Annotated in this window: 12 protein-coding genes; 2 read left to right on the forward strand and 10 right to left on the reverse strand. The window is 38.9% G+C overall.

What is annotated here, in order from left to right; translation table 11 throughout:
* Positions 1–14 precede the first annotated feature (14 nt).
* Genes W908_RS07930 through tkt form a run of 5 tightly spaced genes read right to left on the reverse strand, consistent with a single transcriptional unit; the run spans position 15 to position 6746 of the window.
* A complete protein-coding gene (locus W908_RS07930) occupies positions 15–1076 on the reverse strand; it encodes a class I fructose-bisphosphate aldolase (RefSeq protein ID WP_020023810.1) in 1062 nt (353 codons plus the stop codon).
* Between the two features lie 23 nt (positions 1077–1099).
* Positions 1100–2548 carry a pyruvate kinase gene (gene pyk / locus W908_RS07935; RefSeq protein ID WP_053820648.1) on the reverse strand — a complete coding sequence of 483 codons (1449 nt, stop codon included), beginning with the start codon at positions 2546–2548 and terminating at the stop codon, positions 1100–1102.
* Positions 2548–3711 (reverse strand): phosphoglycerate kinase, encoded by a 1164-nt coding sequence (locus tag W908_RS07940; RefSeq protein WP_020023812.1) that lies wholly within the window; start codon positions 3709–3711, stop codon positions 2548–2550. Before W908_RS07940 ends, pyk begins: the two co-directional genes overlap by 1 nt.
* A 28-nt stretch (positions 3712–3739) precedes the next feature.
* Entirely contained in the window at positions 3740–4738 is a 999-nt protein-coding gene (gap, locus tag W908_RS07945; RefSeq protein ID WP_020027153.1) for a type I glyceraldehyde-3-phosphate dehydrogenase, read from the reverse strand.
* A 19-nt stretch (positions 4739–4757) separates the two neighbouring features.
* Positions 4758–6746: a transketolase gene (tkt, locus tag W908_RS07950; RefSeq protein ID WP_053820649.1), complete on the reverse strand. Its 1989-nt coding sequence runs from the start codon at positions 6744–6746 to the stop codon at positions 4758–4760.
* A gap of 291 nt (positions 6747–7037) precedes the next feature.
* Here tkt and ppsA point away from each other — a divergent pair, with 291 nt between their 5' ends.
* Positions 7038–9401, forward strand: a complete 2364-nt coding sequence (gene ppsA, locus W908_RS07955; RefSeq protein ID WP_053820650.1) for a phosphoenolpyruvate synthase — start codon at positions 7038–7040, stop codon at positions 9399–9401.
* Between the two features lie 4 nt (positions 9402–9405).
* The gene (ppsR, locus tag W908_RS07960) at positions 9406–10218 is read left to right on the forward strand and encodes a posphoenolpyruvate synthetase regulatory kinase/phosphorylase PpsR (protein ID WP_020023816.1); all 813 of its coding nucleotides are present in this window, start codon (positions 9406–9408) and stop codon (positions 10216–10218) included.
* A gap of 44 nt (positions 10219–10262) precedes the next feature.
* On the opposite strand, the gene fdhF is transcribed toward ppsR, so the two are convergent.
* From fdhF to W908_RS07985, 5 genes are all read right to left on the reverse strand, one after another.
* Positions 10263–12977, reverse strand: coding sequence for a formate dehydrogenase subunit alpha (fdhF, locus tag W908_RS07965; RefSeq protein ID WP_020023817.1), 2715 nt, complete (start codon positions 12975–12977; stop codon positions 10263–10265).
* Position 12978: 1 nt separating this feature from the next.
* Positions 12979–14619: an NADH-ubiquinone oxidoreductase-F iron-sulfur binding region domain-containing protein gene (locus W908_RS07970; RefSeq protein WP_053820651.1), complete on the reverse strand. Its 1641-nt coding sequence runs from the start codon at positions 14617–14619 to the stop codon at positions 12979–12981.
* Positions 14620–15480 (reverse strand): formate dehydrogenase accessory sulfurtransferase FdhD, encoded by an 861-nt coding sequence (gene fdhD, locus W908_RS07975; protein ID WP_053820652.1) that lies wholly within the window; start codon positions 15478–15480, stop codon positions 14620–14622.
* 2 nt (positions 15481–15482) lie between these two features.
* Positions 15483–17162: a formate--tetrahydrofolate ligase gene (locus W908_RS07980; RefSeq protein WP_053820653.1), complete on the reverse strand. Its 1680-nt coding sequence runs from the start codon at positions 17160–17162 to the stop codon at positions 15483–15485.
* 192 nt (positions 17163–17354) lie between these two features.
* Entirely contained in the window at positions 17355–18902 is a 1548-nt protein-coding gene (locus tag W908_RS07985) for a trimethylamine methyltransferase family protein (RefSeq protein WP_053820654.1), read from the reverse strand.
* Positions 18903–18905: the final 3 nt, after the last annotated feature.

Consider the following 18905-nt stretch of genomic DNA (forward strand, 5'->3'; position numbering starts at 1 on the left):
TTATTGAGCTGATACTAATACTTATAGCCTGCCTCAAAAAGAGTCTCTTGTGATGAAGGCTGAGAGCCCGCAACATAGTCTCCAGTTGAAGCTTCTGAATTCGCTTGACATCTAGCCATTAAGGCCTTTTGGCCTGCTTCAATATTAGTTCCACTCCATGCTTGTAAGCATGACTGTTGAAGCGCTCTACCATATGAAAACGTGAGACTAGTTGAACTTTTATGCTCAATACTATTCATCGTATTAAGATAAACAGAAGCATCTTCTTCTGTTAAACCACCTGACAAGAACATAATCCCAGGTACTGAGGCAGGAACACAACGATTCATTGTTCTTACTGTCATTTTTGCAACCTCTTCAGATCCAGCTTTATTTTTATTATCAGCTCCTGAAACAGTCATTGACGGCTTCAATAATGTTCCCTCTAAGAAAACTTTATTTTCTGAGCAAGCTTTATAGACTTCAACTAAAACTTTTTCTTGAACCTCTGCTGTTGTTTCAATTGTATGGTCACCATCCATTAGGATTTCTGGCTCAATAATTGGGACAAGTCCAGATTCTTGGCAAATCTTTGCATACCTTGCAAGACCCCAAGCATTTTCGCGAATTGCTAAATCAGTTGGACAACCGTCAGCAGTAATTTGTAAAACAGCTCTCCATTTTGCAAATCGCGCGCCCTGCTTATAATACTCAGCAGTTCTCTCAGCTAAGCCCTCGAGCCCCTTACACCAAGTTTCAACTTCGTGAGCACCTGCAAGCGGACTTAAACCTTTGTCGACTTTAATACCAGGAATAATTCCGAGCTTATTAATCTTTGAAACCATGGTCTCACCATCAGCATGGTTTTGATATAGAGTCTCTTCAAAAAGGATTGCACCACTGATAAATTGACCAAGGCCCTCTGAGGTGAAAAGCATGCCTCTGTATGCCTGGCGATTCTCTTCTGTATTCTCAACATTAATTCCAGCAAGTCTTTTACCTATGGTTGGAGTAGATTCATCTACTGCAAGCAGTCCTTTGCCTTTCGCAGAAAGTTGATTGGCCGTTTGTCTTAACTCTTCTTGATTATTTATCATAATATTTACCCTTTTATTTTCTTTTAATAATTTCCATCACCAACACGCAAAATTTTCATCAAGTTTGTTCCACCCGATTTATCTTTATGCATACCCTTTGTAACAATAACAATATCTCCATTAGTCACCTCAGCCCTATCCTCAAGATTTTCAATAACATGACTATTAACATCATTCCAATCATCGGCGCTAGTTTTGTCAATATAACAAGGATAGACTCCTCTGTAAATAGTAACTTTCTTTAATGTTTTATAATTATCTGACATAGCAAAAATTGCAATATTTGAACTAATTCTAGACATCCATAGCGCTGTTTTACCTGTCTGAGTGAGTGTAGCAACAACTCTAGCGCCTAGGTGATTGGCTGCATACATAGAACTCAATGCAATCGTTTCATCAATACCTTCAAAATTTTCATGAAGTCTATGATGAGAAACTTTTGCTGTTGGGCTCTTCTCAGCCTCTAGACATACATCATTCATCGTTTTAACAGCATTCACTGGGTGCTTACCAACTGCTGTTTCAGCAGATAGCATGACAGCATCAGTACCATCTAAAACAGCATTTGCAACATCAAAAACTTCAGCTCTTGTAGGTATAGGGCTCATAATCATTGATTCAAGCATCTGAGTTGCAGTAATCACAAATCTATCATTAGCTCTAGCTAACAAAATTAATCGCTTTTGCTGAGCGGGTAATTGAGGATCACCAATTTCAACTCCTAAATCACCTCGAGCTACCATAATGCCTGCCGACTCCTGAATGATTTCAGTAATGACGTCTTCTTGAAGAGACTCTGCTCTTTCAATTTTTGCAATGACACTTGCGTTAGAACCTGCATCCATTAGAAGTCTCTTTGTTTCACGAACATCATCTGCATTAATAGGAAAAGAAATTGCAACGAAATCTGCGTCAGCTTTAGCCGCAGTAATAATGTCTTGTTTGTCTTTTTCAGTCAGCGCGCTCGCACTTAAGCCGCCACCTCGCAGATTAATTCCTTTGTTGTTAGAAAGAATTCCACCTTGCGATACCTTAGTTAGAATTTTTTGTCCCTTAATCTGCTGGACCTCTAGAATTATCTTTCCATCATCTAGCAACAACGTATTACCCACATTTAAATCATTTGGGAGCTCCTTATAGGCGATTCCAACAGAATCCTGACTACCCTCAGATTCATCAAGTTCAGCATCAAGTGCAAAATGATCACCTTTTTTCAGCTCTATACTTCCATCTTTGAATCCTGAAATTCTAATCTTTGGACCCTGTAAATCCATCAAGATTCCAATAAAGCTATCATTCTCTTTTTCGTATTTTCTTATTTGAGCAATACGCTCTAAGTGTTCTTTTTCGTTATTATGAGAAAAATTGATTCTCACAACATTCACTCCTGCATCCAAAATGCCTTTTAAAACTTCTGGATTATCCGTTGATGGACCGAGTGTTGCTAAGATTTTAGTACGTCTATTAATCATTAATTTTGTAATCTTTCCTCAAGTATTTCAACAACTGGAAGTTTTTTTCCCTCTAGGAACTCTAAAAAGGCACCACCGCCTGTAGAAATATAAGAAATTTTATCTTCAATATTAAATTTATCAACTGCAGCCAGTGTATCCCCGCCTCCAGCAATCGAAAATGCCTCAGATTCTGCTATTGCTCTTGCAAGCTGCTCTGTGCCATTTGCAAACTGATCAAATTCAAAAACTCCTACGGGACCATTCCAAACAATTGTTCCAGCGTTCTTCATAATTTCGCATAGTTCAGCTGTTGAATTGGGACCAATGTCAAAGATCATATCATCTGAGGCAACGCTAGTTGCATTTTTAGTGTCTGCTGCTGCAAACTCTGAAAATTCTTTACCGCAAACAACATCGCCAGGAACTGGAATTTGGCAATCTTCCATTAAAGCCTGAGCTGTTGGAATGAGATCATGCTCACATAAAGATTGTCCAACACTATGGCCTTGGGCTGCAATAAATGTATTTGCGATACCACCTCCAACTACTAGCTGATCAACAATCTTAGATAGGGCATCTAATACAGTTAGTTTAGTGGATACTTTTGAACCACCAACAATTGCAACCATTGGCCTTTTAGGATTATCAAGTGCCTTACCAAGAGCCTCAAGCTCTCCAACCAAAAGAGGACCTGCGCAAGCGATAGGTGCAAACTGAGTAACGCCATATGTAGAAGCATGCGCTCTATGGGCAGTTCCAAAAGCATCTTGGACACAAACGTCACATAAAGCTGCCATTTTTTTAGATAAGGTCTCGTCGTTTTCTTTTTCGCCCTCATTAAATCTTACATTCTCACAGAGAACTACTTCTCCTGACTCCATCTCAACGCCTTCTAGCCAATCAGATTCAAGCCTGACTTTCTGTCCAAGCAATGTTGAAAGGTGATCAGCAACAGGTCGAAGTGAGAATTTTTCTTCATACTCACCAGCATTAGGCCTTCCCAAATGCGAGGTAATTATAACTTTAGCACCAGCTTTAATAGCATGAAGGATAGTTGGCAATGATGCAACAATTCTTTTATCACTTGTTACTTCACCATTTTTTATTGGAACATTTAAATCTTGTCTAATTAGAACTCTTTTACCATTCAGGTCTAAATCAGTCATCTTTAGTAAATTCATCAAATGCTCCAACTCAATAAAATAAGGCCTATTGTGAAATATGGCCAGCTAAACGAAGTAAATTACATGTATAGCTGTACTCATTATCGTACCAAGATACCATTTTAACAAAAGTGTCATCCATTGACATTCCTGCCTCTGCATCAAATGTTGAGGCACAAGTACTTCCAACAAAGTCCGTAGAAACTACTTTTTCATCCGTATATCCTAAAACACCCTTCATTGAACCTTCAGATGCAGACTTCATTGCTGCACATATTGCATCGTAATCAGAGGAGCTGTTGAGCTCAGCTGTTAAATCAACAACAGAAACATCAGAGGTAGGAATTCTAAAGGCCATTCCAGTCAATTTTCCATTCAATTCTGGCAATACTTTACCAACAGCTTTTGCAGCTCCAGTAGATGAAGGAATTATGTTTTCCAAAATACCACGACCACCACGCCAATCTTTCATTGACGGACCATCAACAGTTTTTTGAGTAGCTGTTGCAGCATGGACTGTGGTCATTAATCCACGCTTAATACCCCATTCATCATTCAGTACTTTGGCAATTGGTGCCAAGCAGTTTGTAGTACACGAAGCGGCTGAAATAATTGATTGACCATCGTAAGCATCATGATTTACGCCGAAAACAAACATTGGAGTACTATCCTTAGATGGAGCTGATTGAATTACTTTTTTTGCACCTGCATCTAAATGAGCTTGGCAACCTTCTTCAGTCAGAAAAAATCCAGTACAGTCAATTACAAGGTCAGCACCAATATCACCCCATTTCAAATCTGCAGGATTGCGTTCAGCAGTCAGGCGAATCTTTTTACCGCCGATAACAAAATTGTTGCCTTCAACAGCTACGTCTTTACCAAACCTTCCATGAACAGAATCATATCGCAACATGTAAGCCAAATAATCATTATCAAGAAGATCGTTTACACCAACCACCTCTAAATTATCAAAATCCTTATCAATCGCACGAAATACCATTCTTCCAATTCGACCAAAACCATTAATTCCAACTTTTATTGTCATCTCAAACTCCTATAATAAATTAACTTAAAACTCTCTCAACAGTAGAAACTACATTGTCTACGGTAAAACCAAAATGCTTAAATAGTTCTCCGGCAGGTGCTGACTCACCATAGGTACTCATTGCAACAATGCCACCATCTAGCCCAACATATTTATACCAAGATTCGGAAACACCAGCCTCAATCGCCACTCTCTTAACTCCTGGCGTTAGCACTGAGTCTCTATAAGACTGTTCCTGCTCATCAAAGGCGTTAGTTGATGGCATCGAAACCACTCGAACCTTTTTGTCACCCATTGCTTTTGCAGAATCGATCGCAAGTGAAACCTCTGAGCCAGTTGCTATCAGAATAATGTCAGCCTTTCCACTGCAGTCTGAAAGCACATAGCCCCCTTTTTCAATATTGGAAACCTGCTGACTTGTACGCTCCATTGGCGTTAAATTTTGTCTCGAAAATATTAGTGCTGTTGGAGCATTTCCTCTCAGCATAGCTACTTTCCACGAAACTGCAGACTCGATAGCGTCACATGCTCGCCATGTTTGAAAATTTGGAATTACTCTCATAGTTGCAATTTGTTCGACTGCTTGATGCGTTGGGCCATCCTCACCCAAACCAATAGAGTCGTGAGAGTAGACAAAAATGGTTCCAATTTTCATCATTGCAGCCATGCGTAATGCGTTTCGCATATACTCCATAAACATTAGGAATGTTGCGCCGTAAATCTTGAATCCACCATGCAGAACCATACCATTCATCATAGCAGCCATCCCAAACTCTCTAACTCCCCAAGAGATATAATTTCCATTTGCATTGTCTGCATTAACTAAGATACTTCCAGACCAGTTAGTCAAATTTGAGCCCGTCAAGTCTGCTGAACCGCCAAATAACTCTGGAACAAGAGGGCCCATAGCTTCAATTGCATTTTGAGATGCTTTTCTTGAAGCAATATTTGGCATATCCTGCTGAGTTTTAGCAATAAATTCATCCATTTTTGTTGAAAAATTCTCAGGTAATTTTCCACTGATGCGACGCTGATACTCAGCCGCTTCATTGGGGAAAGAGGCGCTGTAAGCTCTAAATTTTTCACTCCACTCTTCTTCAACCTCTGCACCTTCAGAAACATGATTCCAGCCCTCGTAAATCTCTTCAGGGATATCAAAAGGCTCATGTTTCCAGCCTATATTCTCTCGTGTTTTTGCAATTTCCTCATCCCCTAAAGGGGCTCCATGACAATTATGTGAACCAGCAAGATTAGGCGAACCGTAACCAATAACTGTTCGAGTACAAATTAAAGAGGGTCTATCCTGAATTCCTTTAGCTTCATTAATAGCAGCATTAATAGCCTCTGGGTCATGCCCATCAACATCGGATATAACATGCCAATTATATGACTTGAAGCGACCCGGAACGCCCTTCTCCATCCAATCACCAATATGGCCATCGATTGAAATATCGTTGTCATCCCAAAAGGCGATTAGTTTACCCAGCCCAAGTGTTCCAGCTAGAGCACATGATTCATGGGATAAGCCTTCCATTAAACACCCATCTCCCATAAAAACGTATGTATTGTGGTCCACAATAGAGTGTCCTGGCTTATTGAATTGGGCAGCTAGAGTTCTCTCAGCAATTGCCATACCAACAGCATTAGTAATTCCTTGTCCAAGAGGGCCAGTTGTAGTTTCTACACCCTCAGCATAACCATACTCAGGATGTCCAGGTGTTTTAGAATGTAGTTGACGGAAATTTTTAAGATCCTCTATGCTCAAATCAAATCCAGCTAAGTGAAGCAATGAATAGATAAGCATTGAGCCATGACCATTAGATAATACAAAACGATCTCTATCAGACCAGTTTGCGTTAGACGGATTGAACTTTAAATGCTTATTCCATAAAACTTCAGCAATATCAGCCATACCCATTGGAGCCCCTGGATGTCCAGAGTTTGCTCTTTGTACAGCATCCATGCTCAAAGCACGGATTGCATTTGCTAATTCGAGTTGTGTAGCCATTGTTAAAACCTATGAAAAAATAGTGAACCCCAAATTATACATTTTTTTTTCTATCATCTTGCCCTCAAAAGCCTCTATGAAAGCAAATTTGAGGAAAAATATTCAATAGCAGTATAGTATCATTACTACTTTATTTACAAAAGTTAAACTATACTTAGGAATGCATAACTCACTTCATTTCTAATGTATTAAAATTATACTTTTGATGAAAAACTCTATTATTACATTTTGTGTCAAAAATAGCTGCTACGCATCGTATCTTAAAAATAAGAACCATAGATAAGGGGTCTAATGATTGAAAATATTGTCTGGCTGAAAGATGTCACTATGACTGACGTTGAAAGAGTTGGTGGAAAGAATGCGTCACTTGGTGAAATGATTAGTGGTCTCAATTCCCAAGGTGTGAGAGTACCAGGAGGATTTGCAACAACAGCGGTCGCATTTGAGTCCTTCTTAGACCATTCCGATCTTAAAAGTAAAATAAACAATCTACTCTCTAATCTTGATATTACCAACATTAAGGAACTTACTAAAACTGGCTCATTGATAAGACAATGGGTTGAAGAGGCACCTTTTCCAGAGGATCTCCATCAGTCTATTGTCGATGGATATGAAAAACTGACTAAGCAGTATGGCTCAGATGTTACCTTCGCAGTTCGATCTTCCGCTACTGCTGAAGATTTACCTGAAGCATCCTTTGCTGGGCAACAAGAAACCTATCTTAATGTCAGTGGAATTGATGACATCTTAACCTCAATACGAAGAGTTTACGCATCTCTATACAATGATAGAGCAATCTCTTACAGGGTCCATCAAGGCTTTGAACATGAAATGGTTTCATTGTCTGCTGGTATTCAGCAGATGGTTCGAAGTGATATAGGCTCTAGTGGTGTTATGTTTACTCTGGACACGGAATCCGGATTTGATGATGTAGTATTCATCACTTCGGCTTATGGCCTAGGTGAAACGGTTGTTCAAGGCTCTGTCAATCCAGATGAATTTTATGTGCACAAACCTACCTTAAAATCTGGAAAACCTGCAATTCTATCTAGAAGCCTTGGCTCTAAATCAATAAAAATGGTTTACGCAGAAAAAGATTCGGGATCACTAGTTAATACAACCGAAGTAAATTCTGATGATCGAATAAGATTTAGTTTAAATGATTCTCAAATTGAAGAGCTTGCTCATTATGCAATTAAAATTGAAAGCCATTATGGAAGACCAATGGATATTGAGTGGGCACTGGATGGAGTTGATGGACAAATCTATATCGTTCAAGCCAGACCAGAAACTGTTAAAAGCAGACAAAGTTCTCAAAAAATTGAACGCTATAAACTTCTTGAAACATCAAAAACGATTGTTGAAGGAAGAGCCATTGGCCAAAAAATTGGCACAGGAAAAACTAAGATAATTAATGACTTATCTGAAATGGACTCAGTTCATGAGGGCGACGTACTTGTTACAGACATGACCGACCCTGACTGGGAGCCAGTCATGAAATTAGCTTCTGCAATTATCACCAATCGTGGTGGGAGGACTTGCCATGCTGCGATTATTGCTAGAGAGCTCGGAGTTCCTGCCATTGTTGGAACTGGAAATGCGACTGAACTATTAAAAAATTCTGAAGAGGTCACGGCTTCATGTGCAGAGGGTGATACAGGCAAAGTCTACCAAGGTAAATTAAATTTTGAACACACATTTTCTGAAGTAAGCAACCTTCCTGATATTCCAGTCAAAATTATGATGAATGTAGGAAATCCATCTCGCGCATTTGATTTTGCAAGTATTCCCAATACTGGGGTAGGGCTCGCTCGCCTTGAATTCATTATCAATAATACGATTGGCATTCACCCAAAGGCTTTACTTGAGTTTGATACCTTGCCGTCTGAACTCAAAAGTGAAATCAAAAAAAGAACATCCTGCTATAAATCACCTGTGGACTTTTATGTTCAAAAACTCACTGAAGGAATTTCAACCATAGCAGCCAGTTTTTCTAAATCCCCTGTAATCATTCGCATGTCAGACTTCAAATCTAACGAGTATTCAAATTTATTTGCAGGAGAACTCTATGAACCCAATGAAGAAAATCCAATGATTGGATTTAGGGGCGCTTCAAGGTACATCTCAACAGATTTTAGAGAGTGTTTTGAACTTGAATGCAAAGCCATAAAAAATGTCAGAAATGTAATGGGTTTAACAAATGTTGAAATCATGATCCCTTTTGTTCGAACCACATCTGAAGCCTCAAAAGTAATTGATCTTCTGAAAGAAAATGGCCTTGAAAGGGGTAAAGATGGTTTGAGAATAATCATGATGTGTGAACTTCCTTCGAATGCAGTTATTGCTGAAGAGTTTTTGGAATACTTCGATGGCTTTTCTATTGGCTCAAATGATTTAACACAACTGACTCTAGGAATGGATAGAGACTCTGGCCTTATTGCTGATGGTTTTGACGAAAGAAATGCAGCAGTTAAGAAAATGATCACGATGGCTATTGATGCTTGTCACCGTGAAGGCAAGTATATTGGTATTTGTGGACAAGGGCCCTCTGATCATATGGATTTAGCTCAATGGCTTTTAGAAAAAGAAATTACAAGTATCTCTCTTAATCCAGATACTGTTGTTGAAACCTGGACCAAACTGGGTACGCTTTAATAGCATGAGAACCGTATTTTTTATTTCAGACAGAACGGGAATAACTGCTGAAGCACTTGGAAATAGTCTTCTTACTCAGTTTCCCCAAATTGATTTTAAAAGAGTCAATCTTGCCTTTATTGACACTCAAAAAAAGGCACAAACAGCAGCTCAATTGATTAAAGAGGCGTCAGAGACTGATGGTCAGGCTGCTCTAATTTTCAGCACTCAAGTTTCAAATGAATATCGTCATCTTCTTGAAAATAGTGGTGGGATTATTTTTGATTTTTTTGAGACTTATATTTCAAAAATGGAGAAAATACTTGAAACTCAATCTTCACATGAGATGGGGCTTTCTCATGGCGTGGGTAATAAAAATACCTATTCAGGTCGAATTGATAGCATAAATTTTGCCCTTAATAATGATGATGGACTTACTACTAAAAATTATGAAACTGCTGACATAATTCTGACAGGGGTCTCTAGGTCTGGAAAAACACCAACATGTCTTTTTTTAGCACTTCAGTATGGAATCTATGCTGCAAACTACCCACTTATTGATGAAGATTTAGATACCTCTAAACTTCCAAATGCTCTTAAAGGCTTTAAAAATAAACTCTATGGCCTAAGTATTAACCCAGTTAGACTCCAAAACATAAGAGATGTTAGAAGATCTAATAGCGGTTATGCCTCAATTGAACAATGTCGAAAAGAGGTGAGAAGAGCGGAGGATATGTTTGTTCAAAATGATGTTCCTTATATCGACACCAGCCACATCTCAATCGAAGAAATTGCGGGACGTATACTTCAAAAAAGTAAACTAGAGAGAAGGTATTAGGTTTTAATAAAGTGAGCCCTTTAGACTCACTTTATTGATTTTCGTCAGGAGGCTTTTAATACGTCTACAGCTACAATTTTGTATTCAGGACACTTTGTCTCTTCATCTGTAACACCACTAGTAACCTCATTGATTAGCACTTCTGGGAAGTGGAAGGTTGTTCTAACTACACCTTTCTTAACCCTATCTGTAACCTCGACATCAAGTGTGACTTGACCCCTATCAGACTTCAAAGTTGCACGATCACCAGATATGAGATCCTTTGCTTTTGCATCTCTTGGGTTGAGCATAATGACATCTTTAGTTAGGATTTGAACATTTGAAGTTCTCCTAGTCATTGTTGCACAGTTGTAATGTTGAAGTTCACGACTAGTTGTAAGAATAAATGGGTACTCATTCTTATGCTTAGTAAGCTCTTCACTCTCTTTCCAGTCATGGTAATGAAACTTACCTTTGCCACGCTTAAACTCTCCAATATGAAGGATTTGTGTATCTTCACCTTTTTTGTTTACAGGCCACTGAAGCCCCATTGGGCTTGCTGCAAGACCTTCCCAAGTGACACCTTCAAAAAATGATACAACACTAGCAACCTCTTTAAGAACCTCTGCTGCATCAAAATCAGGCTGATCAAGGCCTAATTTACGCATCATTTCAACGATAATTTGACCATCTGTTTTTGTACCTGGAAGAGGTTTAACTGCGGCATTAACTTGTTGAATTCGTCTTTCTGTGTTTGTAAAAGTTCCACTCTTTTCAAGAAAAGTAGTTCCGGGAAGAACTACATCTGCCATCTTAGCAGTTTCACTCATAAATATTTCTTGAACAACAAGTAAATCAAGCCCCTGCATTGCCTTAACGACATGATGGGTATTTGGATCAGTCTGAACAACATCCTCAGCAAAAATCCAAAGTGCTTTAAGTGAGCCGTCAACTGCACCATCGAACATTTCAGGAATTTTTCTTCCAGGAGTTGTTGGTGTCGGAAGACCCAACTTATCCTCATAAAAGTCTTGAACATCTTTTTGATCCATCCACAAATATCCTGGACCATGATGTGGCTGACATCCCATATCGGCTGCGCCTTGAACATTATTCTGACCACGAAGTGGATTTACACCCACGCCAGGTCGACCTAGATTTCCTGTCATCATTGCCAAATTAGAAATTAGCATAACAGTCTTTGTTCCTTGAGAATGCTCAGTAACACCTAAACCATGAAATTCCATTGCATTATTTGCTGAAGCATAAGCAATTGCAACAGCCTTTACATCCTCTTTATCAAGCCCTGAAATTTCTGCCATTGCATCCACATCGAGCTCTTTTATTTGCTCTATGAAATCCTCTCCACCTTCACAGCGTTCTTTAATAAACTCATGATCTAAAAGACCAGCCTCGACTATATAGTACTGAATCATATTCAGAACAGCGACGTTAGTCCCTGGTTTGAGTTGAAGATGGTGATCAGCCATTCGAGCTAACTCTGTTCTCACCGGATCAATCACGATTAAAGTAGCCCCAGACATAGCCTGCTGCTTAATTTTAGCGCCAGTTACTGGATGCGCTGCAGTTGGATTAGCACCAATTACGATCATCAAATCTGCTAATGGAATATCTGCAGTTGAATTCGTTCCGGCACCTGTTCCAAAGCTTTGCTGCATTCCCCAAGCTGTTGGGGAATGACAAACACGAGCACAGCAATCAATATTATTAGTTCCAACTAACTGGCGAATCATTTTTTGGAACATATAATTTTCTTCGTTAGTACATCGTGCTGATGATATTCCAGCAATTGCATCTGGACCATGATCTTGTTTTATTGATTCAAATTTTCCTTTAATGAAATCTAGCGCTTCGTCCCATGAACATGGCGTTAAAACTCCATCTTTTCTGATTAAAGGGGAAGTTAGCCTATCTTCATGATTATAAAACTTAAATGCATAACGACCTTTTAAACAAGTATGACCAGCATTTACTGCATCTTGAGGCGCTCGAATTGATAAAACCTCATCATTCTTTACGGCAACTTCTAGATTACACCCAACACCACAATATGAGCATGTTGTTCGCACAGTTTTATCTGCTTCAACTGACTTAGATTGAAAAACGTCTGAAATAGCTGAAGTTGGACAAGTTTGTGCACAAGCACCACAAGAGACACAAGAAGAATCTCCAAAAAGCATGTCGTTATCAGTAGTAATACGAGACTCAAAACCACGTCCAGTCATTGTGAGAGTAAACTGGCCCTGAACCTCATCACACGCTCTAACACACCTTGAGCAGTTAATACATTTAGACAAGTCCATTCGCATATATGCATGAGATAAATCTTTTTCACGATCGCAGTGATTATCACCTTTTGCATATCTTATTTGACGAACACCAACGCTTGCAGCAACATCTTGAAGCTCACAGTTGCCATTGACTTCACATGTCAAACAATCTGGCGGATGATCACTAAGAACTAACTCAACAATGTTTTTGCGAAGCTTCTTAACGCTCTCTGAGTTAGTATAAATTCTCATTCCAGGAGCTATTGGTGTATGACATGAAGCGACTGTTCTCTTTGGCGCATCTTCTGATTGCTGAACTTCAACAGAACAAACCCTACATGCTCCATAGGGATTCAAATTATCATCATTGCATAGTGTAGGAATAATTTTATCGCCAAGCGCTTTATCAGTAAAAGCTAAAATTGATGAAGAGTCATCAAAAGGAAACTCAACATCATCAATAAATACACCTTTTGGTTGATCTGACATACTATTTCTCCATTAAAGGTTTAAACTCGTCACTACAGTGTTCGAGTAAATTTTTAATTGCAAGAGGTAATCCACCGCCCAAAGCGCACAAGGAACCCACCTCCATTGTTTCTAATAAATCATATATTAATTCTTCTGAGAATTTTTGATTATTATCAATCGCTGAACCTAGCATTTCTTTTCCACGAGTAGAGCCAAGCCTACAAGGGAAACATTTCCCACATGACTCATGGGCTGTAAATGCAAATAAATGCTTTGCGTACTCCACAGCAGAAAATGACTTAGGAATGCATACAAAGCTAGCGTGTCCAAGTAAAAAACCAGCCTCAGCAAAAACTTCAAAATCTAGTTTTAAGGATTTCAGTTTGTCCACTGGAACAATTCCTCCAAGCGGACCCCCAATCTGAATTGCCTTAATATCAGCATTAAACCCGCCGCCAATCTCATCAATAATAAATTCCAGTGAGGTCCCCAAATCTACTTCATAAAGACCAGGATTATTGAAAAACCCATCAAGAGAAATCAGCTTAGTTCCCAGAGAACGACCATTTCCTATTGACTTATAAGATTTGCTGCCGTTCTTTAAAATAGCTGCAACTGCTGCTAAACTCTCAACATTATTGACAACTGTTGGTTTTTTATAGAGGCCTTCAACAACAGGAAAAGGAGGTCGAACATCAACCTCAGCACGGCGACCCTCTATTGATGCTATAAGTGCTGTCTCTTCACCACAGATATATGCACCTTGGCCTTCAACCACATTCATATCAAAATCAAACCCACTACCTAAAATGTTTTCACCTAAAAGACCTAATTCTCTTAATTTGGCTAAAGCTTCATTAGTAATATCAATCGATTCAGGATATTCTCCACGAATATACATAAAACCTTGCTTTGAACCAATAATGTATCCGCAAACTACCATGCCAAAAAGGACTTTCAAAGCCTGCTCTTCTAGTAAATAACGATCAGAATACGCGCCTGGATCTCCTTCATCAGCGTTACACACCACATACTTAGCTTTGGCTTCCTGCGCTTTACAAAATTCCCACTTCATCCCAGTTGGAAATCCGGCACCACCTCTTCCTCTAAGGCCTGAATCCTTGAGCGTATTAATAAGCTCATCCTTGTCAGTTTCAAAACAATTCTGAAGTAATTCTTTAAAATCTTCAAAAGAAGAAAATACCTCATTCTCTACTAAGAATGAAGTTTCTGAATAAGATTTCATTGTGTAAGGAAGGCTTTTATGCTTACCAGCCAAAATATTATCTAATTGATTAATATCATCGCCTGAGTAGTTTTCACCATCATAATAAAATGCACTATTTTCATAACACCTACCTAAGCAAATCATTTCACCGACACTATCTTCGCCAAGCTTATTCTTTAGTTTTTGAGTAACATCTTCCTGTGTACCTCTACACATACAGGCACTTCCAGTACAAACATAAGCTTTTTTATTTTTGAAATCTTCGTTCAGGAAATCATAGAAACTTTTAGTACTATGAATTGTCGATACGCCCAGGTTGTACTCACCCGCAAGTTGGGCATCACTGGTGTCATTTGGACTTACAGATATTTTTCCAAATAAACTATTCTTATCGTCTTTTTTACCAGACAGTAAACTTATGTTTCTAGACATCTATTCTCCGAAATTTTCACTGATACGCCAATTACCAGTGTAGATATTATATTTATTTTTTTTAATAAAGCCAATTAAAGTGATATCAAATTTTTCTGCTAAATCAAGAGCCAATGAAGTTGGCGCACCAATACCAACTATCATTCCAATACCAGACATAACAGCTTTTTGAATAATGTCAAAACCTAAGCGCCCAGAACACATTACAAATTGTTCTAGTGGTTTTAACATTTCGTTGGTGCGAACATGTCCAATTAACTTATCAAGGGCATTATGTCTACCAACATCTTCAGCTATATGTAAGACTTCACCTTTATCAGAAAGTAATGCACTAGCATGAACTCCTCCAGTACTTGCAAATTGCTTTTGCTTGTCTGACAGTATATTGGGCAGCTTACTAATTAAACCAATACTCACTATAGGTCCTTCTTTATTAATTTCTGGCTCATAAGCGATTTCAATCGCATTTAAGGTACCTTTTCCACAAACACCACAACTAGAGTTAACCATAAAATGACGCTGAAGATTCTTTAGATCAAGTTTATTACCTTTTGAGAGAGTTACAATCAAAGAATTGTCAACGTCATACTTCCCTTTATTCTTAGCGTTAACTTTAATTGAATCAATAGCACTTTTATCCTGAATAACACCTTCAGAAAATAAAAGTCCACTCACTAAATTCGAATCATCACCTGGCGTTCTCATTGTCACCATAAGTGGCTCAATGACCCAATCATTGCCCTTGTAATACCTTACAATTATCTCAAGAGGCTCCTCAATTGCAATGCAGTCAGCCGATATTCCTCGAGTTAAACCTTCAACTCTGTGAATCTCATAATCAACTGAGCCAACATCTTTCATATCTAGAATAGTCCTTGAACTAATCCATTTTCATCTAGTTTAATTTTATCTGCAGCTGGAACCCTTGGTAGTCCAGGCATAGTCATGATTGCGCCACATACAACAACTACAAACTCTGCACCCGCAGAAAGTCTCACTTCTCTAATAGAAAGTGAGTGGCCCGTTGGAGCACCAAGTAACTGAGGGTCTGTAGAAAAACTATATTGAGTTTTGGCGATACATACTGGAAGATTTCCAAAGCCATTCTCTTGAAACCAGTTCATTTTGTCTCTCACCACTTTGTCTGCCATGACCTCATCCGCCTGATAAAGCGTTTTAGCAATTGTCTCAACCTTTTCTAACAATGGAAGTTCATCATCATACAATGTCTTAAATTGTGAAGCACCAGAGTCAGCCAATTTGGCAACTTTTTCTGCTAAATCAATCGCACCATCACCGCCATGCTCCCAGTGACTTGTAACACTGACTTCAACGTTAAATTGCTCACAATAATCTCTAATAACTTGGAATTCAGCTTCAGTATCCGAAACAAATTTGTTAATGCCAACTACTAATGGCACCCCAAATTGGCTTAAGTTGCGTATATGCCTTCCTAGATTTGAACAACCTATTTTGAGGGCCTCAACGTTTTCATTATTTAACTTATCTTTAGCGACGCCTCCCTGATGCTTCAGCGCTCTTACAGTGGCAACCAAAACAACAGCATCTGGAGCTAGTCCAGCCTTACGGCACTTAATATCAAAGAATTTTTCAGCACCCAAATCAGCTCCAAAGCCTGCTTCAGTAACCACATAGTCTGATAATTTAAGTGCTGTCTTTGTTGCAATAACTGAATTACATCCGTGTGCAATGTTTGCAAAAGGTCCACCATGAATAAGTGCAGGATTACCCTCTAGAGTCTGAACAAGGTTTGGTCTGAAGGCATCCTTAAGAAGAACTGTCATTGCCTGATGAGCATTGATCTGCTTTGCTCTAACTGGAGTCATATCTCGCGTATATGCAATAATAATATTTCCTAATCTCTCCTCAAGCTCCACTAGATTTTGAGACAAACAGAAAATTGCCATAACCTCTGAAGCAACTGTAATGTCAAAGCCGTCTTCCCTTGGATATCCGTTAGTAGAACCGCCAAGAGATGAAGTGATAGTTCTTAGAGATCTATCATTCATATCTACAACGCGGCGGAATGCAACCTTTCTGCTGTCAATATTGGTCGAGTTGCCCCAATAAATATGATTATCAATCATTGCAGATAGAAGACTATGCGCTGATGTTATTGCGTGGAAGTCACCTGTAAAATGAAGATTGATATCCTCCATAGGGATAACTTGTGCGTAACCGCCTCCAGCGGCACCACCCTTCATTCCAAAACAAGGTCCTAAACTTGGCTCACGTAGACAGACCGTAGTTTGTTTACCAATCTTATTTAAACCATCTGTAAGGCCTACCGAAGTAGTCGTTTTACCTTCACCTGCTGGAGTTGGAGTGACTGCTGTTACTAAAATAAGTTTGCCATCCTTATTTTTTTGGACACTATCAATTGCGTTCCAAGAAATCTTAGCCTTATCATGGCCAAAAGGAACCAGATCCACTTTATCAATGTTGAGCTTTGCTCCAATATCATTTATGTGTTCACCAGAAACTTCTCTAGCAATATCAATATCTGTTTTGTACTCGCTCATTTCTTCTCCTAAGTGCGCTTTAAATCAATTAATAAAGAAAAAAGTCTATTACCACGAAAAAAAATTGGCGGTATAAAACTTGAATCTTGGTGTTAGAATTTTTAGAATAGATATTATCTTACAAATTCAAGCAGCTATTAATAATTAAATTCATAACAGCTTGAATTTTAATAAATGCAGATCTAAACTGTATTAAACATTAGAATCCTCAAAACTATCTTTGCGTTCTTTCATATAGGCTAATAATGCCTCATCAATTTCTGTATCAAGTGGTGGCAATTCATATTCTGATAGCATTTTTTTATAAATGCCATTTGCGAGCATTGCTGTATCTCTTGATCCATCCTGAACCCATTGTTCAAAGCTATTATCATCAAGAACATCTGACATATAAAAGGCTGTCTTAAAATTTTTCTTAGTGTGTTCACACCCTAAAAAATGTTTAGGAACATCATCAGAAAAACTTCCAATTTCACGAATTGCGTCCATTGCTTGGCCATTTTCACTCATGTCGATTCCCTCTGCAGAAACTCTCATCATTCCTGCTTGATCAGCGTCCATTATAAATTTTTCATAACTCATGCATAAACCGCCTTCTAACCAGCCAGCGGTATGAAGGTTAAAGTTAACACTTGCATTTAAAGTAGCTTGCATTGTATTCGCAGCCTCATAGCCTGCTTGAGCATCTGGCATCTTTGCACCATTAAACCCACCTCCACTTCTAAATGGAACGCCTAATCTTCTAGCCAAAGCTCCTGAAATATTCATCATGTGGGCAGCTTCAGGGGTGCCGAATGTTGGCGCACCAGATTTCATTGACATTGCAGTAACAAAATTCCCATAGATAACAGGCGCACCCGGTCTCACAAGTTGGGCAAATGCCATGCCAGCAAGCCCCTCTGCTAAACTTTGTGCGGCTACACCTACAGCAGTTGTTGGAGCCATTGCCCCTGCAACAATAAATGGCGTAATGATAGTTGCTTGATTATTTCTTGCGTAGACCTTAAGGGCGCCTAACATCGTTGCATCAAATGACATAGGTGAACTGGCATTGATTAAACTAATTAACACACAGTTTTTGTCTACGAACTCATCTCCAAAAACTATTTTCACCATATCAACAGTATCCTGAGCTCTCTCGGCTGCAGTAACAGACCCCATAAAAGGTTTGTCTGAGTATTTGATATGACTATAAACCATATCAAAATGACGTTTATTAACCGGTAAGTCAACTGGCTCACAAATCGTCCCACCAGAGTGATGAAGATTGTCTGACATATAAGCAAGTTTTATAAAATTCCTAAAATCTTCTATTGTTGCATAACGTCGGCCTTCATCAAGATCATGAACAAATGGAGGGCCATAAGCAGGAACTAAAACCATATTGTCGCCACCAATTTCAACATTTCTCTCAGGATTACGAGCGAATTGAGTAAATTGCTTTGGAGCATTGTCTTGAATTAGTTTGCGACACATTCCTTTTGGAAATCTAACACGCATACCATCAATGCTTGCACCCGCTTTCTTAAGAATATCAAGTGCCTCTTGATCTTCAGAGAAAACAATGCCAATTTCCTCTAGAATAGTATCTGCATTGTCTTCAATAATACTCAGATCATCATCACTAAGAATACTGTAGTGAGGTATTTTTCGTTTTATATAAGCCGGCGCTTTAGGAATATTCTTCGCATCAGACTCATCAGCAGATCCGCCCCGACGTCTTCTTCTTTCTCTAGCCATTAA

The sequence above is a fragment of the Candidatus Pseudothioglobus singularis PS1 genome, assembly GCF_001281385.1.
GTDB lineage: Bacteria > Pseudomonadota > Gammaproteobacteria > PS1 > Pseudothioglobaceae > Pseudothioglobus > Pseudothioglobus singularis.